The sequence below is a fragment of the Pseudomonas sp. MONT-RG-20F-20-E-7-02 genome (genome assembly GCF_022662395.1).
In the GTDB taxonomy this organism is placed as follows: domain Bacteria; phylum Pseudomonadota; class Gammaproteobacteria; order Pseudomonadales; family Pseudomonadaceae; genus Aquipseudomonas.
The window spans coordinates 278344-300209 of record NZ_JAKNQN010000005.1 but is presented as its reverse complement, the minus strand read 5'-3'; the positions used below and the strand labels follow the sequence as shown (position 1 = coordinate 300209).

Sequence of the window (21866 nt, the reverse complement as noted above, 5' to 3'; positions counted from 1 at the left end):
AAGGGTTCAACTGTTCACAATCGACTTAAAAAATGTCTACAATTTTTTGTTTAAATTCGATTTGATCGATGTGCTGCCAAATCGCAGGCACAAAAAAGGCGCCCACAAGGGACGCCTTTTTCAACAGCTGGCAAAAACCCAAAGGGCTTTTGAGCCTTACTCTGCTGGAGTAGCAGCAGGCTTCTTGCCGAAAGCACCAAAGCGATCTGCGAAGCGCTGTACACGGCCGCCGGTGTCCAGAGTTTTCTGCTTACCGGTGTAGAACGGGTGGCACTCGTTGCATACGTCAGTACCCAGTGGCTTGCACAGGTTCGAACGAGTTTCGAACTTGTTGCCGCAGCTGCAGGTGACTTCGATGGTTTCGTACGCTGGATGGATATCGGCTTTCATGGTGACTTCCTCGGGCTAGCGTGCCGCCACTCGACACTATTGTCGAATACCGCACGTAATTATGCCGCGGATTCTACCAGACCTTTTTAAACGCGCAAGCGGCGGTTCCGGCCGATTGGCCACATATAAGCCCCTTTCATCCGAAAAACTGCCGGCTCACCGCGATCAATGTGGGAGCCGGGCTTGTTGTGGCGAGCAGGCTTGCCCTGCCCTGCGCTGGGCTGGGCTGCAAAGCAGCCCCAACAAGGCCAGTGCGATTTTGTAGTTATAACTCACTGCGGGCATCGGGGCCGCTGCGCGCCCCAACGCAGGGCAAGCCTGCTCGCCACAATAGGCCCGGTTCCCACAGAAGTGCTGCCTCGTGCACCACAGACAGGACACCCCCACCGCAGGTCTGCTAGGCTCCCGCCCCTGCGCCACCGCCTGCCTTTATATGAGATTCCCCGCGTGCCCGACGCCATTTTGCGCCTAGCCCTGCCCTCGCCCCTGCGCCGCCTGTTCGACTACCGTGCCCCGGCCGGCGTGCTGCGGGCGCAGTTGCAGCCAGGCATGCGCGTGCGCGTGCCATTTGGGCGCCGAGAGATGATCGGCATTCTGGTCGAAGTGGCCGATCACAGCGAAGTCCCCGCAGAAAAGCTCAAACCCGCCATAGCCATCCTCGACACCACGGCGCCGCTGCCGCCTGCCCTGTTCAAGCTGTGCCTGTGGACCGCCCAGTATTACCAGCACAGCCTCGGCGACACCTTGAGCTGGGCGCTGCCGGTTTTGTTGCGCCAGGGCGAGTTGGCCGAAGCACGCCAGGAACGCTTCTGGTCGATGGTACCCGGCGCGCGCCTCGATGACCCACGCATCGCCCGCGCGCCGCGCCAGCGAGAAGCCCTGGCGACGTTGGCCCAACACCCGCACGGCGTGGCCCATCAGCTATTAAGCAAGCTGATGCTGAGCAAAGACAGCCTCGACCTGCTGCTGGCCAAGGGCCTGGTGCAAGTGGAGATCCGCAAGCACGCCCCGGACCCGCGCCACGACCACTGGCTGGCCCAGCCGGAACTGCCACTGAACCCCGAGCAGCGCGCGGCGTATGAAGCCATTCGCGCTGGTTTCGACAGTTTTCACGCGTTCCTGCTGGCTGGCGTGACCGGCAGCGGCAAGACCGAAGTGTATTTGCAGTTGATCCGCGAAACCCTGCAAGCCGGCAAACAGGCGCTGGTGCTGATCCCGGAGATCAACCTGGGCCCGCAAACCCTGGCGCGTTTCGAGCAACGCTTCAACGCGCGCATCGCCCTGGTGCACTCGGCGGTCAACGACCGTGAGCGCCTAGAATCCTGGCTGGCGGCGCGGGACGGCGAGGCCGACATTATTATCGGCACCCGTTCGGCGCTGTTCACACCGATGAAAAACCCCGGCCTGATCATCATCGACGAGGAGCATGACGGCTCCTATAAACAGCAAGAAGGCCTGCGCTACCACGCCCGCGACCTGGCTCTGGTGCGCGCGCGCCAGGAAGACATCCCGATTGTGCTGGGCTCGGCCACGCCGTCTCTGGAAAGCCTGCACAACGCCTACACCGGCCGCTATGGCCTCCTGCGCCTGAACGAGCGTGCCGGCGGCGCCAAGCAACCGCGCTTTCTGCGCCTGGATGTGAAAAGTCGGCCACTGGACAGCGGCATTTCCGGGCCGATGCAGCAAGCCATCGGCCAGACCCTCGCCGCCGGCCAGCAAGTCCTGGTGTTTCTCAACCGCCGAGGGTTTGCGCCGACGCTGCTGTGCCATGACTGCGGCTGGATGTCGGAGTGCGAACGTTGCGATGCGCGCATGACCGTGCACCAACGCCACGGCGAGTTACGCTGCCACCACTGCGGCCATGTGGAGCGTACGCCGCGCCACTGCCCGCAATGCGGCAAAGTGGATTTGCGTCCCGTCGGCGCAGGCACCGAGCGCGCCGAAGAACGCTTGGGGATTTTGTTCCCGGATTACCCGGTGCTCCGGGTCGACCGCGACAGCACGTCGCGCAAGGACGCGATGAATCAGCTGTTCGCCACCATCCAGAAGGGCCAGCCGTGCATCCTGATCGGCACGCAGATGCTTGCCAAAGGGCACCACTTTCCACGGGTCACGCTGGTGTCGATCCTGGATGCCGACGGCGGTCTGTTTTCCGGCGACTTCCGCGCCAGCGAGCGCATGGCGCAACTGATCGTGCAGGTCGCAGGCCGCGCGGGGCGTGCCGAAGAGCCGGGCAAAGTGATTATCCAGACACACCTGGCCGACCACCCACTGCTGATTCAACTGACAGAACAAGGCTACTTCGCCTTTGCCGAACAGGCGCTGAGCGAACGCCGCTCCGCCGGCCTGCCGCCCTTCTCGCACCTGGCACTGCTGCGGGCTGAAGCGCATAAACCCGGGCAGGCCGAAAGTTTTCTGGATGAAGCCTGCGGCGCCGCCGAACGTTTGCTCGGCGAACTGGGTCTGACCGGCATCGAATTGCTCGGCCCGGTGCCTGCGCCCATGGAGCGCCGCGCCGGGCGTTATCGCGCTCAGCTACTCTTGCAGGCAACGTCCCGCGCACCGCTGCATCGGCTATTAAGTAGCTGGTTGCTTGCCCTGGAGCAAATGCCCAGCGGCCGGCAAGTGCGATGGTCGCTGGATGTGGACCCGGTAGATTTGTATTGATAGCAAAACCGCTGTCGCAGGCAAGCCAGCTCCCACATGTAGAAGTATTCACCCATTAAAATGTGGGAGCGGGCTTGCCCGCGATGAGGCCCGCAGGTCTACCAACCCGTCTGAACGGTTGGCAAGCCCGCCCTCGCCACGGATAATGCCCAGTTTTTCCACCTGCGCATCGCGCGCCGCCGCTTGCGGTCGAAAGAGAACACCATGAAAGACACCATTCGCCAGCTGATCCAACAAGCCATCACCCAACTCGTCAACGAAGGTGTGTTGCCTGAAGGCCTGACGCCGGCGATCCAGGTGGAAAACACCCGCGACAAGACCCACGGCGACTTCGCCAGCAACATCGCGATGATGCTGGCCAAGCCTGCGGGCATGAAACCGCGCGACCTGGCGGAAAAAATCATCGCCGCCCTGCCTGCCGACGAGAGCGTCACCAAGGCCGAAATCGCCGGCCCAGGCTTTATCAACTTCTTCCAGAACACCCAGGCCCTGGCTTCGCGCCTGGACGCCGCCCTGGCCGACGCCAGGATCGGCGTGCGCAAGGCCGGCCCGTTGCAGCGCGTAGCGGTTGACCTGTCGGCACCCAACCTGGCCAAAGAAATGCACGTGGGCCACCTGCGTTCGACCATCATTGGCGACGGCGTGGCGCGGGTGCTGGAGTTCCTCGGCGACACGGTGATCCGTCAGAACCACGTGGGCGACTGGGGCACCCAGTTCGGGATGCTGATGGCTTACCTGCAGGAAAACCCGATCACCAGCAATGAGCTGGCCGACCTGGAAAACTTCTACCGCGCCGCCAAGAAGCGTTTTGACGAATCCGAAGAGTTCGCCGACCGCGCCCGTGGCCTGGTGGTCAAGCTGCAAGCCGGTGACGAGGAATGCCTGGCGCTGTGGGGCCGTTTCCGCGAGATCTCGCTGTCGCACTGCCAAGAAATCTACGAGCTGCTCAACGTAAAACTGACCATGGCCGACGTGATGGGCGAAAGCGCCTACAACGACGACCTGATCAACGTGGTCAACGACCTCAAGGCCGCGGGCCTGCTGGTCGAGAGCAACGGCGCGCAGTGCGTGTTCCTCGACGAATTCAAGACCGCCGACGGCGAGCCGCTGCCGGTGATCATCGTCAAGGCCGATGGCGGCTACCTCTACGCCACCACTGACCTGGCGGCCGTGCGCTACCGCAGTGGCGTGCTGAAAGCCGACCGTGCGCTGTACTTCGTCGACCAGCGCCAGGCCCTGCACTTCCAGCAGGTGTTTGAAGTGGCACGCCGCGCAGGCTTCGTCACCCACCCGATGCACATGGAACACATGGGCTTCGGCACCATGAACGGCGCCGACGGCCGCCCGTTCAAGACCCGTGACGGCGGCACCGTGAAGCTGATCGACCTGCTGACCGAAGCCCAGGAACGCGCCTACAGCCTGGTGAAGGAAAAGAACCCGGAACTGGCCGAGGCCGACCTGCGCAACATCGCCCGCGTGGTGGGCATTGGCGCGGTGAAATACGCCGACCTGTCCAAGCACCGCACCAGCGACTACAGCTTCAACTTCGAACTGATGCTCAACTTCGAAGGCAACACCGCGCCGTACCTGCTGTATGCCTACACCCGTGTGGCTGGCGTGTTCCGCAAACTGGGCAAGGACTTCAGCGAAGTTGACGGCCATATCGTGCTGGACGCACCGCACGAACAGGAACTGGCGGCCAAACTGGCGCAATTCGGCGAAGTGCTGAACAGCGTCGGCGAAAAGGGCACACCGCATATCCTCTGCACCTATTTGTACGAAGTCGCCGGCCTGTTCTCCAGCTTCTACGAGAACTGCCCGATCCTCACCGCCGACGACGAAGCCCAGAAGCAAAGTCGCCTGCGCCTCGCCGCACTGGCTGGACGGACCCTCAAGCAAGGCCTGGAATTATTAGGCCTGGAAACCCTGGAGCGTATGTAAGTTGGCTGCCAAGAAAAAACCTGCACCCAAGCGCGGCGCCAGCCGCTATCAAGCCCCGGCGAAGAAGCCGATCCCGGGCTGGTTGTGGATGGCCATCGGCCTGGCGGTCGGTGCGTTTGTCGTGATCCTGATGAAGCTGGAGCCGGGCAAGGGCGATGACGTCAAACGCGTCAAGCAAGAGCAGCAGAAGGCCACGAAAATGGCCGAAGCCAACAAGACGGCGCCAAGCCCGACCGCACCGGTGAAGCCGAAGTACGACTTCTATACGCTGCTGCCGGAATCGGAAGTGATCGTGCCGCCCGACGCCGTGCCGGAGAAAACCCTGCCGACGCCGCAAGTGCCGACCACGCCGGTCACTCCTGCGGAAGCGGCGAAGATCGACACGGCCCGCGCCCAAGCCGCATTGGCCGGGATCACCCCGCCACCGCCGCCGCCGGTGGCGACCACCAAGGCTGCGCCGGTGACCAAGTTCTTCCTGCAAGCGGGCTCGTTCCCGAAACAGGCGGATGCGGATCGGGTGCGTGCGCAGATTATCCTGCTGGGCCAGGCGGTGACGGTGGAGTCCGGCACGGTGAAGGACGCGACCTGGTATCGCGTGCTGGTGGGGCCGTTCAGCAACCGTGAACAGCTGACCGTGGCTCAAAAGCAATTGGCCGGTGCCGGGTTTAGTAACCTGTTGTTACAACAACGCCAGAGCCGTTGATTCAAGCTTAACGCCGCTCAAAATGTGGGAGCTGGCTTGCCTGCGATGGCGGTGTAACAGTCAATATTTTCAGTGACTGACACACCGTCATCGCAGGCAAGGCAGCTCCCACATTGGTTTTATGGGCCTCTGGAAAATGTATAAGACCCATAAACACCACTCGTCCGCACACCCTTCCTACGGTTGAAATCCCCCCCGCCACCCCCATATGAGATTCCAACAGGGCATTTTCGCCCCGCTGCGTGGAGACTCTCCCCTTGACCACCATCGTTTCAGTACGTCGCCACGGCAAAGTCGTCATGGGCGGCGACGGCCAGGTTTCACTTGGCAACACCGTGATGAAAGGCAACGCCAAGAAAGTGCGTCGCTTGTACCACGGCCAGGTTCTCGCGGGCTTTGCCGGCGCTACCGCCGACGCCTTCACCCTTTTCGAGCGTTTCGAAGGCCAGCTGGAAAAACACCAGGGCCACCTCGTACGTGCCGCGGTTGAGCTCGCCAAAGAATGGCGCACCGACCGCTCCCTCAGCCGCCTGGAAGCCATGCTCGCCGTCGCCAACAAAGACGCGTCCCTGATCATCACCGGTAACGGCGATGTGGTTGAGCCTGAACATGGCCTGATCGCCATGGGTTCCGGCGGTGGCTACGCCCAAGCGGCAGCCAGCGCACTGCTGAAGAAAACCGACCTGTCGGCCCGTGAAATCGTCGAGACTGCCCTGGGCATTGCTGGCGACATCTGCGTGTTCACCAACCACAACTTCACCATTGAGGAGCAGGACCTCGCCGAGTAAGCCGTAGGCTTATTCCGCTTGAGGCCGCCAAACACTATGTCCATGACTCCCCGCGAAATCGTCCATGAACTTAATCGCCATATCATCGGCCAGGACGATGCCAAGCGCGCCGTTGCCATTGCGCTGCGTAACCGCTGGCGCCGGATGCAATTGCCCGAAGAGTTGCGCGTTGAAGTAACGCCAAAGAACATCCTGATGATCGGCCCGACCGGCGTCGGTAAAACCGAAATCGCCCGGCGCCTGGCCAAGCTGGCCAATGCCCCGTTCATCAAAGTCGAAGCCACCAAGTTCACCGAAGTGGGCTATGTGGGCCGCGACGTCGAGTCGATCATCCGTGACCTGGCCGACGCCGCCCTGAAAATGCTCCGCGAACAGGAAGTGACCAAGGTCAGCCACCGCGCCGAAGATGCTGCCGAAGAACGCATCCTTGACGCCCTGCTGCCACCGGCGCGCATGGGTTTCAACGAAGACGCCGCGCCGTCGTCCGATTCCAATACCCGCCAGCTGTTCCGCAAGCGCCTGCGTGAAGGCCAGTTGGATGACAAGGAAATCGAGATCGAAGTGGCTGAAGTCTCCGGCGTCGATATTTCCGCACCGCCTGGCATGGAAGAAATGACCAGCCAGCTGCAGAACCTGTTCGCCAACATGGGCAAGGGCAAGAAGAAAAGCCGCAAGCTCAAGGTGAAAGAGGCGCTGAAACTGGTGCGCGACGAAGAAGCCGGGCGCCTGGTGAATGAGGAAGAGCTCAAGGCCAAGGCCCTGGAAGCCGTCGAGCAGCACGGCATCGTGTTTATCGACGAGATCGACAAGGTCGCCAAGCGCGGCAATTCCGGTGGCGTCGACGTGTCCCGCGAAGGCGTACAGCGCGACCTGCTGCCGCTGATCGAAGGCTGTACCGTGAACACCAAGCTGGGCATGGTCAAGACCGACCACATCCTGTTTATCGCCTCGGGCGCGTTCCACCTGAGCAAGCCAAGCGACCTGGTGCCGGAGCTGCAAGGCCGTCTGCCGATTCGCGTGGAACTCAAGGCGCTGACCCCAGGCGACTTCGAGCGCATCCTCAGCGAGCCGCATGCGTCGCTCACCGAGCAGTACCGTGAGCTGCTGAAAACCGAAGGCTTGGGCATCGAGTTCCTGCCGGACGGTATCAAGCGCCTGGCGGAGATTGCCTGGCAGGTCAACGAGAAGACCGAGAACATTGGTGCGCGTCGTCTGCACACCTTGCTTGAGCGCCTGCTTGAGGAAGTGTCCTTCAGCGCTGGCGACATGGCCGGTGCGCAGAATGGCGAAGCGATCAAGATCGACGCTGACTACGTTAATAGCCACCTGGGCGAATTGGCGCAGAACGAAGACCTGTCTCGTTATATCCTGTAAGCCTTTTAGAAAATGGCTTAGGTAGGAGCCTGGCTTTTGTGGGAGCTGGCTTGCCTGGGATAGCATCACCTCAGTGTTTCTGAAACACCGAGGTGCCTGCATCGCGGGCAAGCCCGGCTCCCACAGAAGCCCTCCTACATTTTTGAGCCGGTTTCTTCAGGATTATTATCAATGTCGAAATTTCCTACTGCTGTAAACCTGCACAAAACCTCCAACACCCTCGGCCTCACCTACGGGCCCGATGAGGTCTACCAGCTCCCCGCCGAACTGTTGCGCACCCACTCGCCTTCCGCCGAGGTGCAGGGCCACGGCAAACCCATCCTGCAATTCGGCAAGCTCAATGTCCGGCTGATCAAGATAGAACCGGCCGGTCAATACGCACTGAAATTGACCTTCGACGACGGCCATGACAGCGGACTGTTCACCTGGGACTACCTCTACCAGTTGGCCGTGCGCCAGGAAGCACTGTGGGCCGACTATCTTGCCGAACTCAAAGCGGCCGGCAAAACCCGCGATCCGAGTGAGTCGGTCGTGCGGCTGATGCTCTAACTCAGGCGTCTTGCTCTTTAGAGGGCATTTTCTAATTTCATCTGCTTGAATGCCCTGTCGCGTGGTCAACGATTGGCCCGCTTGCGAAAAAAATTAAACTCGGGTAACCAATGGAACTGGCAAGTTCCCTGCATTTGACGATGCGGTATCAACGGTCACCCGAGTCGCAGTACCAGGCTGGTGTCGTGTATCGAAATTGGGTGCGCAGCAATCGCCGGTACTCGTCTTTCGGACAATGGAGCGTCGTAGATGAGTAACAAGAATAACGATGACTTGAAACGCCAGGCCTCGGAAAACACCCTGGGGCTGAACCCGATCATCGCGTTACGCAAAAAGGATTTATTGGCCTCAGCGAAGATGGTGCTGACCCAAGCCATCAAGCAACCGTTGCACAGCGTCAAACACGTCGCCCATTTTGGCGTCGAGCTGAAGAATGTGATGTTCGGCAAATCCGTGCTGGCGCCCGAAGGCGATGACCGTCGCTTCAGCGACCCGGCGTGGAGCCAGAACCCGCTCTACAAGCGCTACCTGCAAACCTACCTGGCGTGGCGCAAGGAACTGCACGACTGGATCGGCGACAGCAACCTGTCGGAACAAGACATCAGCCGCGGCCACTTCGTGATCAACCTGATGACCGAAGCCATGGCCCCGACCAACAGCGCGGCCAACCCGGCGGCGGTCAAACGCTTCTTTGAAACCGGCGGCAAGAGCCTGCTCGATGGCTTGTCCCACTTGGCCAAGGACATGGTGCACAACGGCGGCATGCCGAGCCAGGTCAACATGGGCGCCTTTGAAGTGGGCAAGACCCTGGGCACCACTGAAGGCGCCGTGGTCTTTCGCAACGACGTGCTGGAGCTGATTCAGTACAGACCGATCACCGAACAGGTGCACGAGCGCCCACTGCTGGTGGTGCCGCCGCAGATCAACAAATTCTATGTATTCGACCTGAGCCCGGAGAAGAGCCTGGCGCGCTTCTGCCTGCGCAATGGCCAGCAGACGTTTATTGTCAGCTGGCGCAACCCGACCAAGGCCCAGCGCGAGTGGGGCCTGTCGACCTATATCGAGGCGCTCAAGGAAGCGGTCGATGTGGTCACGGCGATTACCGGCAGCAAAGACATCAACATGCTCGGCGCCTGCTCCGGTGGCATCACCTGTACTGCATTGCTCGGCCACTACGCGGCGCTGGGCGAGAAGAAGGTCAACGCCCTGACCCTGTTGGTGAGCGTGCTCGACACCACCCTGGACACCCAGGTGGCGTTGTTCGTCGACGAACAGACCCTGGAAGCGGCCAAGCGCCATTCCTACCAGGCCGGCGTGCTGGAAGGCCGCGACATGGCCAAGGTGTTTGCCTGGATGCGCCCCAACGATCTGATCTGGAACTACTGGGTGAACAACTACCTGCTGGGCAACGAGCCGCCGGTGTTCGACATTCTGTTCTGGAACAACGACACCACTCGTCTACCCGCAGCGTTTCATGGCGATTTGATCGAGCTGTTCAAGAACAACCCGCTGGTACGCGCCAACGCCCTGGAAGTGTGCGGCACGCCGATCGACCTCAAGCAGGTCACCGCCGATATCTATTCCCTGGCCGGCACCAACGACCACATCACGCCGTGGCAGTCTTGCTACAAGTCGGCGCAGCTGTTTGGCGGCAAAGTGGAATTTGTGTTGTCCAGCAGCGGGCATATCCAGAGCATCCTCAACCCGCCAGGCAACCCCAAGGCGCGCTACCAGACCAGCGATGGCCTGGCAGGCAAGCCGCTGGAGTGGCAAGAGAATGCGACCAAGCACACAGACTCGTGGTGGTTGCATTGGCAGGTATGGCAGGCAGAGCGGGCGGGGAAATTGAAGAAGGCTCCTACGAGTTTGGGTAATAAAACCTATGCCGCGGCTGAGGCGGCGCCGGGTACTTATGTGCATGAACGATAAGCACGTTGTGTGGTTGAAATGAGATCAATGTGGGAGCTGGCTTGCCTGCGATTGCGGTGGGTCAGCCAGATGATGAGCTAACTGACAGATTGCTGTCGCAGGCAAGCCAGCTCCCACATAGACCGCGTTCCCACCGATAAATAGCGCCACTTCACAGGGCTTGAGCATGCCGCAACCGTTCATCTTCCGTACCATCGACCTGGATGGCCAGACCATTCGCACGGCGGTACGCCCGGGCAAGCCTCACTTGACGCCGCTGCTGATCTTCAACGGCATCGGTGCCAACCTTGAGTTGGTGTTTCCGTTCGTCCAGGCGCTGGACCCGGACCTGGAAGTGATCGCCTTCGATGTGCCGGGCGTGGGCGGTTCGTCGACGCCGAACCGGCCTTATCGATTCCCCGGCCTGGCCAAACTCACCGCGCGCATGCTCGATTACCTGGACTATGGCCAAGTGAATGCCGTGGGCGTGTCCTGGGGCGGCGCGCTGGCGCAACAGTTCGCCTATGACTACCCGGAGCGCTGCAAGAAGCTGATCCTGGCCGCCACCGCCGCCGGTGCATTCATGGTGCCGGGCAAGCCCAAAGTACTGTGGCTGATGGCCAGCCCGCGGCGCTATATCCAGCCGTCCCATGTGGTGCGCATCGCGCCGATGATTTATGGCGGCTCGTTTCGTCGCGATGCAAAGCTTGCCGCCGAGCATGCGAGCAAAGTGCGCTCGGCCGGCAAGCTGGGTTACTACTGGCAGCTGTTCGCCGGGCTGGGCTGGACCAGCATCCACTGGCTGCACAAGATCCGCCAGCCGACCCTGGTGCTGGCCGGCGACGACGACCCGCTGATCCCGTTGATCAACATGCGCTTGCTGGCCTGGCGCATTCCCAACGCGCAGTTGCACATCATCGATGACGGCCACCTGTTCCTGATTACCCGGGCCGAAGCCGTGGCGCCGATCATCATGAAGTTTCTCGAAGAGGAGCGCCTGCGGGCCGTGATTCACCCGCGACCGGCCGTGTAAGGACTGCACCGCCGCGCAACTTGCCGAGAACCGACTATGGTTCTGAATTGGCGTGCCCGTTGTTGCCTTGACGAAGGAGTGTTGGCTCATGCGAGAAAGACCCGTGACGAACCCGGCGCCCACCCCTGCCGTGTTCATCAATGCGCAAAATGCGATCACCGGCCTGCGCGGTCGGGACTTGCTGGCAACCCTGCGCAGCGTCGCCGCGCACGGCTTGCGCAACCCGGTGCACACTGCGCGTCATGCCCTGGCGCTGGGCGGTCAGCTCGGCCGCGTGCTGCTGGGCGAAACCGTGCATGAGCCCAACCCCAACGACGCGCGCTTCATCGACCCTACCTGGAAGCTCAACCCGCTGTACCGGCGCAGCCTGCAGGCCTATTTGAGCTGGCAGAAACAGACCCGCCACTGGGTCGACGACAGCACCCTCAACGCCGATGACCGCGCCCGTGCCCATTTTGCGTTCTCGCTGCTCAATGATGCCGTGTCGCCCTCCAACACTTTGCTCAACCCGCTGGCCGTCAAGGAGTTGCTCAACTCCGGCGGCAACAGCGTGGTGCGCGGTGTGAGCAACCTGTTTGACGACTTGTTGCACAACAACGGCCTGCCCCGCCAGGTCAGCAAACACGCGTTCGAAGTCGGCAAGACCGTAGCGACCACACCCGGCTCGGTGGTGTTTCGCAACGAGTTGCTGGAGCTGATCCAGTACAAGCCCATGAGCGAAAAGCAGTACGCCAAGCCGCTGCTGATCGTGCCGCCGCAAATCAACAAGTACTACATTTTCGACCTGAGCCCGGCCAACAGCTTTGTGCAGTACGCGCTCAAAAATGGCCTGCAGACGTTTATGGTCAGCTGGCGCAACCCGGATGTGCGCCACCGTGAATGGGGCCTGTCCACCTATGTCGCCGCGCTGGAAGAAGCGCTCAACGTGTGCCGGGCGATCACCGGCGCCCGCGAGGTCAACCTGATGGGCGCCTGCGCCGGTGGGCTGACTATCGCCGCGCTGCAAGGCCATTTGCAAGCCAAGCGCCAGCTGCGGCGCGTCTCCAGCGCCAGTTACCTGGTGAGCCTGCTGGACAGCCAGCTCGACAGCCCCGCCACGCTGTTCGCCGACGAGCAAACCCTGGAGGCTGCCAAACGCCGCTCCTACCAGCAAGGTGTGCTGGACGGTCGCGACATGGCCAAGGTGTTTGCCTGGATGCGCCCCAACGACCTGATCTGGAACTACTGGATCAACAACTACCTGCTCGGCAAGGAACCGCCGGCGTTCGACATCCTGTACTGGAACAACGACAACACGCGCTTGCCCGCCGCGCTGCACGGCGACTTGCTGGATTTTTTCAAGCACAACCCCTTGAGCCATCCGGGCGGCCTGGAAGTGTGCGGCACACCGATTGACTTGCAGAAGGTCACGGTGGACAGCTTCAGCGTGGCCGGGATCAACGACCACATCACGCCGTGGGACGCGGTGTATCGCTCCACGCAATTGCTCGGCGGCGAGCGGCGCTTCGTGCTGTCCAACAGCGGGCATGTGCAGAGCATCCTCAACCCGCCGGGCAACCCCAAGGCTAATTACGTCGAAAACCCCAAGCTGAGCAGCGACCCGCGCGCCTGGTACTACGACGCCAACCACGTCGAAGGCAGCTGGTGGCCGCAGTGGCTGGCGTGGATTCAACAACGCTCCGGCGTGCAGCGCGAAACCCTGACCGCCCTGGGCAACCAGAATTACCCACCGATGGAAGCGGCGCCGGGCACTTACGTGCGCGTGCGCTGAGTCAACGATCACATTAAGAAGACTGGATGAAGACCCGCGACCGTATCCTTGAATGTGCCCTGCAGTTGTTCAACCACAAGGGCGAACCGAACGTGTCGACCATGGAGGTGGCCAATGAAATGGGGATCAGCCCCGGCAACCTCTACTACCACTTTCATGGGAAGGAACCGCTGGTGCTCGGGTTGTTCGAGCGCTTTCAAAATGAACTGGCGCCGCTGCTCGATCCGCCTGCGGATGCGCAGCTGAGAGCTGAAGATTACTGGCTGTTCCTGCACTTGATCGTCGAGCGCATGGCCCATTACCGGTTTCTGTTTCAGGACTTGTCGAACCTGGCCGGGCGTTTGCCGAAGCTGGCCAAGGGCATTCGCAACTTGCTGACGGCGCTCAAGCGCACGCTGGCTTCATTGCTGGCGCGGTTGAAGGCGGCGGGGCAACTGGTCAGTGATACCCAGGCGCTGGGGCAATTGGTGGAACAGATCACCATGACTTTGCTGTTTTCCCTGGATTACCAGCGGATTCTGGACCGGGAGGGCGAGGTGCGCGTGGTGGTGTACCAGATCATGATGCTGGTGGCGCCGCACTTGCTGTTGCCGGCACGGCAGGCGACCGAGAAGTTTGCCCTGAAATATCTGGATGATCTGGATTGAAAATGTGGGTAATAAGATCGCCAATAAAAAACGCCCGACCTTCACAGGCCGGGCGTTTTTTGTGCCCTGAAAAAATCAGGACTGACTGGTTGGCGTCGGGGTTGCCGGCGATGCAGTCGGGGTAGCAGCGGGCGTCGGTGCGGACACCGAGTTGGCTGTCGACGCGGTAGGCGCCGGGGTTGCAGGCTTTGGCGCTGCTGGTTTTTTCGCTACAGCAGGCTTCTTGGCGGCGGCTGGTTTTGCCGCTGGCTTTGCAGCCACAGGTTTTGCAGCAGGTTTAGCCGCGGCGGGCTTGGCTGCAGGTTTTGCAGCGGTCGGCTTGGCAGCCGGTTTAGCGGCGGCAGTTTTAGCCGCAGGTTTCGCCGCAGTCTTGGCGACTGGTTTAGCCGCTGGTTTGGCAGCAGCTTTAGCGGCCACGGGTTTAGCAGCAGGCTTGGCGGCGGGTTTGGCTGCAGCGGTTTTAGCGGCAGGCTTGGCAGCCGGTTTAGCCGCTGCTTTGGCCGGGGCCTTGGCCGCAGGTTTGGCAGCAGCTTTAACCAGTGGCTTGGCCGCAGATTTTGCAGCCGGTTTGGCGGCAGCGGTTTTAGCGGCAGGCTTGGCAGCAGGCTTGGCCGCTGCGGTTTTAGCCGGTGCCACTTTAGCGCCAGTGAGTTTTTCGATTTGCTTGGTCAGGGTATCGACCTTGCTGTGCAGCGTCTTCAGTTCCGCTTTGCTGGGCACGCCCAGTCGCGAAATGGCACTGTTAAGACGCTTGTCGAAAGTTTCTTCCAATTTGCCCCAGGTATCCGAAATGGTCGACTTGGCGGAACCTGCGCTGGCCTTTGCCGCTTCGACTTTTTTACCCACTGTGGTTTTGGTCAACTTCTCGGCCTTCTCGCCGTCTTTAACCAAAGTCTCGAAGTACTTACCGCCGTCACTGCTAACCTTCGAGTACACGCCTAAACCAGCAAGCCAGATCTTACGGGAATATTTTTCAACTTCCCCGATCCACGAGCTGCCTTCTTTCTGAGTAGTCTTTTTAACAGCCATCCCGATGTCTCCTTAGTGTTTACGCGCGACACGTTCTAGCAATGCCGTCAGCTCTTCGAGCTTAGCAGAGAGTGTCTCAACGTCATGTTTAGACGCAATGCCGATCCGATTCAAGGCACTTGCAACACGCGTGTCAAAAGCTTTTTCAACTTTATCCAGTTGAACTTCAACCAAACCTTTGACGCTTGAGACATTACTCTTTACTTGGTCAATCTGACTGTTGGCGGCATCAAGTTGTTCAACCACAACTTTTTTGCCTTTACTTTCAACATGTTGACCGGTCTTAACCAGCTCTTTGAAGTACTCGCCGCCCTCGCTGCCGACCTTGGCATAGGCACCAAGACCCGCCAGCCAGATCTTGCGGGCATAGCTTTTAACGTCACTCAGGGTGGTGGTCTGAACGTCGATTTTTTTCTTCAAAATAACTTTGGCCATGGTGCACCTCACGCAGATTAGGGTCGAGGAACGGCCCACAGGAGTTGAGGGCTTGGGCACAAAGTAGGGTGAAAAATTAGAATCGGCACCCTAAGCGCATTCGGATCAGGCCAGTGCCTTATCCAGGGCTTTTTCGATCTCGGACTTGATCGTGCCACTCATGGCCGACATCAACAGGCCGAGTTCCACATCAATGCGCAGCAAATCATCGGCGACTAACACAGTGCCTTTAACCCCCGAACGCTTGAGGTTGAGGGTATCGCCGGACCACGAAGGCTCCAGGCCATATTGCTCCTTGAGTTTGTTCGCCAACTTCTCAGCCTTCGCCCGCGCACCTTCTTTACCCAGGGAATGTGCACGCTCAACGGTAATACGGGCCATTGCAATGACTCCTCTTTTTAACGACTCAGAACACCTGCCATGCGGCAAAAGGTCTCGGTGACCGCCTATCTTACCTTCAGCCTTGCCAAGACAAAGCAGGCCTTGGGGATTATCATGTCCCGCATTCTCTTTTGGTGACAGCGATATGACTGATCAGCGCAAAGGCAGCGATGCCGAACCCACCACTCACTTCGGCTTCAAGAACGTTCCGGAAAGCCAGAAAGCGGAAAAAGTCGCTGAGGTGTTCCACTCCGTAGCCGCCAAGTACGACCTGATGAACGACGTGCTGTCAGGCGGCATGCACCGCCTGTGGAAGCGCTTCACCATCGAACTGTCGGGCGTACGCACCGGCAACCGCGTGCTGGACATTGCCGGCGGCACGGGCGACCTGGCGGCCAAGTTCTCCAAGCTCGTCGGCCCTACCGGCCAGGTCGTGCTGGCCGACATCAACGGCTCGATGCTCAAGGTCGGCCGTGACCGCCTGCTGGATAAAGGCGTGGCCGGCAATATCGAATTCGTCCAGGCCGACGCGGAAAAGCTGCCGTTCCCGGACAACCATTTCGACTGCGTGACCATCGCCTTCGGCCTGCGCAACGTCACCCATAAAGAAGACGCGATCCGCTCGATGCTGCGCGTGCTCAAGCCGGGTGGCCGCCTGCTGGTGCTGGAGTTCTCCAAGCCGACCAACGCGCTGATGTCCAAGGTCTACGACACTTACTCGTTCGCCTTCATGCCGTTGATGGGCAAGCTGATCACCAATGACGCCGAGAGCTACCGCTACCTGGCCGAATCGATCCGCATGCACCCCGACCAGGAAACCCTGAAGTCGATGATGGTAGAGGCCGGTTTCGACCGCGTGACCTACCACAACATGACCTCGGGCATCGTCGCCCTGCACCGCGGCATCAAGCCCTGATGCTGTTCCAGGGCCTTCTCGCCAGCGTCGAACACGGCCTCAACCGTGTACTGCGCCTGGACAGCACCGCCCTGGCGCGGCTCGCGCACTTGAACGGCAAGGTGATTGCCGTCGACTGCACCAGCCCCGCCGTGCAGCTGTTTATCCTGCCCAGCGATGAAGGCCTGCTGCTCGCAAGCCAGTGGGCCGCCGAGGCCGACTGCACCCTGCGCGCGCCGGCGTCGAGCCTGTTGCACCTGGCACTGAGCCGCAACAAAACCGCCATCCTCCACGGCCCCGAAGTGGAGCTGGAAGGCGACAGCGCGGTGCTGATGGACCTGGCCGCCGTGCTGCAAGACCTGGAACTGGACTGGGAATACGAGCTGTCACGCTGGATCGGCCCCGTGCCCACCCAGTTGATCAGCGGGCACCTGCGCAGCCGCTCGCGCTGGTATCAGCAAGGGTTTGCCAGCCTCAGCCAGAACCTCGCCGAATACCTGAGCGAAGAATCGCGCACCCTGGTCGGAGAACGCGAAGCGCAAGCGCGCTTTCGTGAACTCGACAAGGCCAAAATCGACCTGGAACGCCTTGAGGCACGCTTCGAGCGCCTGAGCCGTTCCCTTGATCCAAGCGATAACGCATGAAGCTGCTCGCCGTCCGCCGTTTGTTTCGTATCCAGCGCGTCGTAATTCGCTACCGCCTCGATGACCTGCTGTTCGCCCTGCCCTTGCCGTGGTTCCTGCTGGCGGTGCGCTACGTGCTGCCGTGGCGCTGGTTCCCGCGCAAACAGCTGGAGCTGAGCCGGGGCGCGCGCCTGCGCCTGGCGCTGCAGGACCTGGGGCCGATCTTTATCAAGTTCGGGCAGATCCTCTCCACCCGCCGCGACCTGTTGCCGGAAGACATCGCCGATGAGTTGATGCTGCTGCAGGACCGCGTGCCGCCGTTTGACTCCCAGCAGTCGATGAAGCTGATCGAAGAGCAGTTGGGCAAGAAGATCAGCGAAGTGTTCCGCCGTTTCGACGTCGACCCGTTGGCCTCGGCCTCGGTTGCGCAAGTGCATGCGGCGCAGCTCAAGACCGGCGAAGAAGTGGTGGTGAAGGTGATTCGCCCCGGCCTCAAGCCGATCATCGGCCAGGACCTGGCGTGGCTGTTCATCCTCGCCCGCGCCGCCGAGCGTTTCTCTGCCGACGCGCGCCTGCTGCACCCGGTGGACGTGGTCGCCGACTACGAAAAAACCATCTACGACGAACTCGACCTGCTGCGCGAAGCCGCCAACGCCAGCCAGCTCAAGCGCAACTTCGAAGGCTCGCAGCTGTTGTACGTGCCGCAAATCTATTGGGACTGGTGCCGCCCGAAAGTGCTGGTGATGGAGCGCATCTACGGCGTGCAGGTCACCGACCTCGCCACCCTGGCCGACCAGCGCACCGACATGAAGATGCTCGCCGAGCGCGGTGTGGAGATCTTCTTCACTCAGGTGTTCCGCGACAGCTTCTTCCACGCCGACATGCACCCGGGCAACATCTTCGTCAGCACCGTCAACCCGTGGAGCCCGCAGTACATCGCGATCGACTGCGGCATCGTCGGCAGCCTGACCCCGGAAGACCAGGATTACCTGGCGCGCAACTTGTTCGCCTTCTTCAAGCGCGATTACCGCCGCGTGGCGCAGTTGCACATCGATTCGGGCTGGGTGCCGGCAGAAACCAAGCTCAACGAATTCGAAGCGGCGATCCGCACCGTGTGCGAGCCGATCTTTGAAAAACCGTTAAAAGATATTTCATTCGGCCAGGTGCTGATGCGCCTGTTCCAGACCGCGCGGCGCTTCAATATGGAAGTGCAGCCGCAGTTGGTCCTGCTGCAAAAAACCCTGCTGAACATCGAAGGCCTTGGCCGTCAGTTGTACCCGGACCTCGACCTGTGGAACACCGCGCAGCCGTTCCTGGAGCGCTGGATGCGTGAGCGCGTCAGCCCGAAAACCTTGCTGGGCAACCTGCAAAGCCAAGTGGAGCAGCTGCCGCACCTGGCCAACATGACCCGCGACCTGCTGGAGCGCATGTCCCAGCCCCACGCCAAAGACCCCGCGCCGCCGTGGCAGAAGCGCAAGGACGACTGGTTCCTGCGCCTGCTGGGCGCCGCGCACCTGGTTGGCGGCGTGATGCTCGCCATCGGCGGGCCGCTGAACCAACTGGGCCACTGGCCGGCCGGCATCATGGTCGCCGTGGGTGTTTATCTGATCGTGCGTCGATAGCCGATCCGGTTATACACTGTCGCAAATTGCCGGAGCGGAACATGAAAGACTGGCTGGACGAGATCAAGTGGGACAGTGACGGCCTGGTGCCGGCCATTGCCCAGGACTACAAGACCGGGCGTGTGTTGATGATGGCCTGGATGAACCGCGAGGCCCTGAGCCTGACTGCCACTGAGCAGCGCGCCATTTACTGGTCACGTTCGCGTGGCAAACTGTGGCGCAAGGGCGAAGAGTCCGGGCACGTGCAAACCCTGCACGAGATGCGCATCGACTGCGACGCCGACGTGGTGATCCTGATGGTCGAGCAGATCGGCGACATCGCTTGCCACACCGGGCGTCACAGCTGCTTCTATCGCGTGTTCGAGAACGGCGAATGGAAGGTGGTCGAACCGGTGCTCAAAGACCCGCACGCCATTTACTCGGCAGGACACTGAACATGAGCGATACCCTCAACCGTGTGGCCCAGGTGCTGGAAGACCGCAAAGGCGCGGACGCCGACAGCTCCTACGTCGCCAGCCTGTACCACAAGGGCTTGAACAAGATTCTGGAAAAACTCGGCGAAGAGTCCGTCGAGACCATCATTGCTGCCAAAGACGCCCAGATCAGCGGCGACTGCAGCGATGTGATCTACGAAACCGCTGACCTATGGTTCCACAGCCTGGTCATGCTCGCCCAACTGGGGCAGCATCCACAGGCCGTGCTGGATGAACTGGACCGTCGCTTCGGCTTGTCCGGGCACGCCGAAAAGGCCTCGCGCCCGTCCGCCTGAATAACTTTTACAGAGGAATTGCAGCATGGGCATTTTTGACTGGAAACACTGGATCGTCATTCTGGTAGTCGTGGTACTGGTGTTCGGCACCAAGAAACTCAAGAACCTGGGCACCGACGTCGGCGAGTCGATCAAGGGCTTTCGTAAAGCCATGAACGATGACGAAAAGCCGGCCGACCCGGTGGTCAACCCCGTCGTTAACCCAGTGCCTCCGGCCCAGCCTGTACACCCACAGGCGACCCAGCCGATCACTGAGCGTCGTACCTTCGACGTACAGGCTGAAAAAGTTGAAGAGCCGACCCGCAAAGACTCGTGAGCACTGACTAATGTTTGGTATCAGCTTCTCTGAACTGCTCCTCGTCGGCCTCGTGGCCCTGCTGGTATTGGGGCCGGAACGCCTGCCCGGTGCCGCACGCACGGCCGGCCTATGGATCGGGCGCCTGAAACGCAGTTTCAACGCCATCAAACAGGAAGTTGAACGGGAAATCGGCGCCGACGAGATCCGCCGGCAACTGCACAACGAACATATCCTGTCGTTGGAGCAGGAAGCGCGCAAGATTCTGTCGCCGGTGAATGAGCCGAGCAAACCGGCCGAGCCCGTGGCCGAGCACAGCATCGCACCGCCAGCTGTGGCGCAAGTTGCTCCTGTGGTAGAACATACCCCGGCAGAGCCCGCCCCGACCGCGCCAGCGCCGACGCCCGTTGCGTCGCCCGCTCCCCATGACCCTACATTGCCGCCGCGAGCCCCATGAGCGCTGATAAACCGGAAAACGACCAGCACATGCCGCTGGTCTCGCACCTCACCGAGCTGCGTACCCGCCTGCTGCGTTGCGTAGCGGCCATCTTCATCATCTTTGCCGGGCTGTTCGCTTTCACCCAGCAGATCTACACCTTCGTCTCTACGCCACTGCGCCAGTACTTGCCGGCGGGCGCGACGATGATCGCCACGGACGTGTCGTCGCCGTTCCTGACGCCACTGAAGCTGACCATGATGGTTTCGCTGTTCCTGGCGATCCCGGTGATCCTGCATCAGATCTGGGGCTTTATCGCGCCCGGCCTGTACAAGCATGAAAAGCGCATCGCCGTGCCGTTGCTGGTGTCGAGCATCCTGCTGTTCTACACCGGCATGGCCTTCGCCTATTTCCTGGTGTTCCCGCTGATCTTCAAGTTCTTCGCCGCCGCCACCCCGGCCGGTGTGGAGATGATGACCGACATCACCAGTTACCTCGACTTCGTGATGACGCTGTTCTTCGCCTTTGGTGTGGCCTTCGAAATCCCGGTGGCCGTGGTGCTGCTGGTGTGGATCGGCGTGGTCGACGTCAAATACCTGAAGAAAGTACGCCCGTACGTGATCATCGGCTGCTTTGTGGTCGGCATGATCCTGACGCCGCCGGACATTTTCTCGCAGACCCTGTTGGCCGTGCCGATGTGGATGTTGTTCGAGATCGGCATTCTGTTCGGCAGCCTGATCAGCAAGCGTGGCGATCACCCGGATGACCAACCCGTCGACGACGACCAGCCGCCAGCGACCCAGCCGTGAACCTGCTGCTGCTTGAAGAGGCCGACTTTATCGCGGCCGACCGGGCGATCCTGCGTGATCGGCGCCTGGTGCACATGCAGGACGTCCACCGCGCAACGGTGGGCGACAACCTGCGGGTTGGCCGCATTGGCGGGCTGATGGGCAATGCACAAGTGCTGCGCCTGGAGGCCAGCGAAGCCGAGCTGCAAGTCAGCTTCGACCTGCCGCCGCCGGCCAAACTGCCGCTGACATTGCTGCTGGCCCTGCCGCGCCCGAAGATGCTGCGCCGAGTGCTGCAAACCGTGGCGTCGATGGGCGTGCCGAAGGTGGTATTGGTCAACAGCTATCGGGTGGAAAAGAGCTTCTGGCAAACCCCGTTTCTGGAGCCTGAGGCGATCCGCGAGCAGCTTATCCTCGGCCTTGAGCAGGCCCGCGATACGGTGCTGCCCGAGATCATCATCGAAAAACGCTTCAAGCCGTTCGTTGAAGATCGCCTGCCAGCCATGACCGCAGGCACCCTCGGCCTGATCGGCCACCCTGGCGATTACCCGGCCTGCCCGCGCGGGCTGGATACGCCGGTAACCCTGGCCATCGGCCCGGAAGGTGGCTGGATCCCCTACGAAGTGGACCTGCTGACCAAGGCCGGCTTGCAACCCGTGCAGCTCGGCGCACGCATCCTGCGCGTCGAAACCGCCGTGACCGCCCTGCTCGCCCGCTTGTTCTGACCCTGACCTACCTGGGAGCGGGCTCTCTGTGGCGAGCGGGCTTGCCCCGCGTTGGGCTGCGCAGCAGCCCCAATAAGATCAACGCAGTGTGTCAGGC

23 protein-coding genes are annotated in these 21866 nt (G+C 61.1%); 19 read left to right on the top strand and 4 right to left on the bottom strand.

The window, feature by feature from the left end; genetic code table 11:
- Positions 1–156: 156 nt before the first annotated feature.
- On the bottom strand, positions 157–390 hold the full coding sequence (rpmE, locus tag L8I05_RS17065; protein ID WP_005784030.1) for a 50S ribosomal protein L31: 234 nt from the start codon (positions 388–390) through the stop codon (positions 157–159).
- A gap of 447 nt (positions 391–837) precedes the next feature.
- Here rpmE and L8I05_RS17060 point away from each other — a divergent pair, with 447 nt between their 5' ends.
- The 10 genes from L8I05_RS17060 (at position 838) to L8I05_RS17015 (ending at position 13771) form a co-directional block, all read left to right on the top strand.
- Entirely contained in the window at positions 838–3057 is a 2220-nt protein-coding gene (locus tag L8I05_RS17060; RefSeq protein ID WP_242170425.1) for a primosomal protein N', read from the top strand.
- 204 nt (positions 3058–3261) lie between these two features.
- Positions 3262–4998 carry an arginine--tRNA ligase gene (argS, locus tag L8I05_RS17055; RefSeq protein WP_242170422.1) on the top strand — a complete coding sequence of 579 codons (1737 nt, stop codon included), beginning with the start codon at positions 3262–3264 and terminating at the stop codon, positions 4996–4998.
- A gap of 1 nt (position 4999) precedes the next feature.
- Positions 5000–5701: an SPOR domain-containing protein gene (locus tag L8I05_RS17050; RefSeq protein WP_053253947.1), complete on the top strand. Its 702-nt coding sequence runs from the start codon at positions 5000–5002 to the stop codon at positions 5699–5701.
- Between the two features lie 257 nt (positions 5702–5958).
- Positions 5959–6489, top strand: coding sequence for an ATP-dependent protease subunit HslV (gene hslV / locus L8I05_RS17045; protein WP_010563201.1), 531 nt, complete (start codon positions 5959–5961; stop codon positions 6487–6489).
- Between the two features lie 36 nt (positions 6490–6525).
- Positions 6526–7863 (top strand): ATP-dependent protease ATPase subunit HslU, encoded by a 1338-nt coding sequence (hslU, locus tag L8I05_RS17040; protein WP_242170419.1) that lies wholly within the window; start codon positions 6526–6528, stop codon positions 7861–7863.
- Between the two features lie 171 nt (positions 7864–8034).
- The gene (locus L8I05_RS17035; protein WP_159953777.1) at positions 8035–8412 is read left to right on the top strand and encodes a DUF971 domain-containing protein; all 378 of its coding nucleotides are present in this window, start codon (positions 8035–8037) and stop codon (positions 8410–8412) included.
- Positions 8413–8661: 249 nt separating this feature from the next.
- A complete protein-coding gene (gene phaC / locus L8I05_RS17030; RefSeq protein WP_242170415.1) occupies positions 8662–10341 on the top strand; it encodes a class II poly(R)-hydroxyalkanoic acid synthase in 1680 nt (559 codons plus the stop codon).
- Between the two features lie 166 nt (positions 10342–10507).
- Positions 10508–11353, top strand: coding sequence for a poly(3-hydroxyalkanoate) depolymerase (phaZ, locus tag L8I05_RS17025; protein ID WP_242170412.1), 846 nt, complete (start codon positions 10508–10510; stop codon positions 11351–11353).
- Positions 11354–11441: 88 nt separating this feature from the next.
- Positions 11442–13124: a class II poly(R)-hydroxyalkanoic acid synthase gene (gene phaC / locus L8I05_RS17020; protein WP_197625875.1), complete on the top strand. Its 1683-nt coding sequence runs from the start codon at positions 11442–11444 to the stop codon at positions 13122–13124.
- Between the two features lie 26 nt (positions 13125–13150).
- Entirely contained in the window at positions 13151–13771 is a 621-nt protein-coding gene (locus L8I05_RS17015; protein ID WP_177017290.1) for a TetR/AcrR family transcriptional regulator, read from the top strand.
- Between the two features lie 75 nt (positions 13772–13846).
- Here L8I05_RS17015 and L8I05_RS17010 read toward each other — a convergent pair whose 3' ends face one another.
- From L8I05_RS17010 to L8I05_RS17000, 3 genes are all read right to left on the bottom strand, one after another.
- The gene (locus L8I05_RS17010; RefSeq protein ID WP_242170409.1) at positions 13847–14800 is read right to left on the bottom strand and encodes a phasin family protein; all 954 of its coding nucleotides are present in this window, start codon (positions 14798–14800) and stop codon (positions 13847–13849) included.
- A 12-nt stretch (positions 14801–14812) separates the two neighbouring features.
- Positions 14813–15235: a phasin family protein gene (locus tag L8I05_RS17005; protein WP_242170406.1), complete on the bottom strand. Its 423-nt coding sequence runs from the start codon at positions 15233–15235 to the stop codon at positions 14813–14815.
- A gap of 105 nt (positions 15236–15340) precedes the next feature.
- On the bottom strand, positions 15341–15616 hold the full coding sequence (locus L8I05_RS17000; RefSeq protein ID WP_242170404.1) for a polyhydroxyalkanoic acid system family protein: 276 nt from the start codon (positions 15614–15616) through the stop codon (positions 15341–15343).
- A 145-nt stretch (positions 15617–15761) separates the two neighbouring features.
- Here L8I05_RS17000 and ubiE point away from each other — a divergent pair, with 145 nt between their 5' ends.
- Genes ubiE through L8I05_RS16955 form a run of 9 tightly spaced genes read left to right on the top strand, consistent with a single transcriptional unit; the run spans position 15762 to position 21769 of the window.
- On the top strand, positions 15762–16532 hold the full coding sequence (gene ubiE / locus L8I05_RS16995; protein ID WP_003171186.1) for a bifunctional demethylmenaquinone methyltransferase/2-methoxy-6-polyprenyl-1,4-benzoquinol methylase UbiE: 771 nt from the start codon (positions 15762–15764) through the stop codon (positions 16530–16532).
- Positions 16532–17155 carry an SCP2 domain-containing protein gene (locus L8I05_RS16990; RefSeq protein ID WP_242170400.1) on the top strand — a complete coding sequence of 208 codons (624 nt, stop codon included), beginning with the start codon at positions 16532–16534 and terminating at the stop codon, positions 17153–17155. The genes ubiE and L8I05_RS16990 overlap by 1 nt, the downstream gene beginning before the upstream one ends.
- A complete protein-coding gene (ubiB, locus tag L8I05_RS16985) occupies positions 17152–18756 on the top strand; it encodes a ubiquinone biosynthesis regulatory protein kinase UbiB (RefSeq protein ID WP_242170397.1) in 1605 nt (534 codons plus the stop codon). Before L8I05_RS16990 ends, ubiB begins: the two co-directional genes overlap by 4 nt.
- Before the next feature lie 41 nt (positions 18757–18797).
- Positions 18798–19190, top strand: coding sequence for a phosphoribosyl-AMP cyclohydrolase (gene hisI, locus L8I05_RS16980; RefSeq protein ID WP_058423690.1), 393 nt, complete (start codon positions 18798–18800; stop codon positions 19188–19190).
- A 2-nt stretch (positions 19191–19192) separates the two neighbouring features.
- Positions 19193–19525, top strand: coding sequence for a phosphoribosyl-ATP diphosphatase (locus tag L8I05_RS16975; protein WP_003209299.1), 333 nt, complete (start codon positions 19193–19195; stop codon positions 19523–19525).
- Between the two features lie 25 nt (positions 19526–19550).
- Positions 19551–19841: a twin-arginine translocase TatA/TatE family subunit gene (locus tag L8I05_RS16970; RefSeq protein ID WP_177017286.1), complete on the top strand. Its 291-nt coding sequence runs from the start codon at positions 19551–19553 to the stop codon at positions 19839–19841.
- Positions 19842–19851: 10 nt separating this feature from the next.
- Complete coding sequence (gene tatB, locus L8I05_RS16965) at positions 19852–20277, top strand: Sec-independent protein translocase protein TatB (protein ID WP_242170395.1); 426 nt, start codon at positions 19852–19854, stop codon at positions 20275–20277.
- Positions 20274–21065: a twin-arginine translocase subunit TatC gene (tatC, locus tag L8I05_RS16960; protein WP_159953765.1), complete on the top strand. Its 792-nt coding sequence runs from the start codon at positions 20274–20276 to the stop codon at positions 21063–21065. The genes tatB and tatC overlap by 4 nt, the downstream gene beginning before the upstream one ends.
- Positions 21062–21769 (top strand): 16S rRNA (uracil(1498)-N(3))-methyltransferase, encoded by a 708-nt coding sequence (locus L8I05_RS16955; RefSeq protein WP_242170391.1) that lies wholly within the window; start codon positions 21062–21064, stop codon positions 21767–21769. The genes tatC and L8I05_RS16955 overlap by 4 nt, the downstream gene beginning before the upstream one ends.
- The last annotated feature ends 97 nt before the right edge of the window (positions 21770–21866 follow it).

What these genes read in the sequence shown, in the direction of transcription:
- hisI (WP_058423690.1), top strand. Translation starts at nt 18,798, where the DNA reads ATGAAAGACTGGCTGGACGAGATCAAGTGGGACAGTGACGGCCTGGTG.
- L8I05_RS16990 (WP_242170400.1), top strand. Translation starts at nt 16,532, where the DNA reads ATGCTGTTCCAGGGCCTTCTCGCCAGCGTCGAACACGGCCTCAACCGT.
- phaC (WP_197625875.1), top strand. Translation starts at nt 11,442, where the DNA reads ATGCGAGAAAGACCCGTGACGAACCCGGCGCCCACCCCTGCCGTGTTC.
- L8I05_RS17005 (WP_242170406.1), bottom strand. Translation starts at nt 15,235, where the DNA reads ATGGCCAAAGTTATTTTGAAGAAAAAAATCGACGTTCAGACCACCACC.
- L8I05_RS17000 (WP_242170404.1), bottom strand. Translation starts at nt 15,616, where the DNA reads ATGGCCCGTATTACCGTTGAGCGTGCACATTCCCTGGGTAAAGAAGGT.
- phaZ (WP_242170412.1), top strand. Translation starts at nt 10,508, where the DNA reads ATGCCGCAACCGTTCATCTTCCGTACCATCGACCTGGATGGCCAGACC.
- tatC (WP_159953765.1), top strand. Translation starts at nt 20,274, where the DNA reads ATGAGCGCTGATAAACCGGAAAACGACCAGCACATGCCGCTGGTCTCG.
- L8I05_RS17035 (WP_159953777.1), top strand. Translation starts at nt 8,035, where the DNA reads ATGTCGAAATTTCCTACTGCTGTAAACCTGCACAAAACCTCCAACACC.
- tatB (WP_242170395.1), top strand. Translation starts at nt 19,852, where the DNA reads ATGTTTGGTATCAGCTTCTCTGAACTGCTCCTCGTCGGCCTCGTGGCC.
- L8I05_RS17010 (WP_242170409.1), bottom strand. Translation starts at nt 14,800, where the DNA reads ATGGCTGTTAAAAAGACTACTCAGAAAGAAGGCAGCTCGTGGATCGGG.
- phaC (WP_242170415.1), top strand. Translation starts at nt 8,662, where the DNA reads ATGAGTAACAAGAATAACGATGACTTGAAACGCCAGGCCTCGGAAAAC.
- rpmE (WP_005784030.1), bottom strand. Translation starts at nt 390, where the DNA reads ATGAAAGCCGATATCCATCCAGCGTACGAAACCATCGAAGTCACCTGC.
- L8I05_RS16970 (WP_177017286.1), top strand. Translation starts at nt 19,551, where the DNA reads ATGGGCATTTTTGACTGGAAACACTGGATCGTCATTCTGGTAGTCGTG.
- ubiB (WP_242170397.1), top strand. Translation starts at nt 17,152, where the DNA reads ATGAAGCTGCTCGCCGTCCGCCGTTTGTTTCGTATCCAGCGCGTCGTA.
- L8I05_RS16975 (WP_003209299.1), top strand. Translation starts at nt 19,193, where the DNA reads ATGAGCGATACCCTCAACCGTGTGGCCCAGGTGCTGGAAGACCGCAAA.
- L8I05_RS17015 (WP_177017290.1), top strand. Translation starts at nt 13,151, where the DNA reads ATGAAGACCCGCGACCGTATCCTTGAATGTGCCCTGCAGTTGTTCAAC.
- argS (WP_242170422.1), top strand. Translation starts at nt 3,262, where the DNA reads ATGAAAGACACCATTCGCCAGCTGATCCAACAAGCCATCACCCAACTC.
- ubiE (WP_003171186.1), top strand. Translation starts at nt 15,762, where the DNA reads ATGACTGATCAGCGCAAAGGCAGCGATGCCGAACCCACCACTCACTTC.
- hslU (WP_242170419.1), top strand. Translation starts at nt 6,526, where the DNA reads ATGTCCATGACTCCCCGCGAAATCGTCCATGAACTTAATCGCCATATC.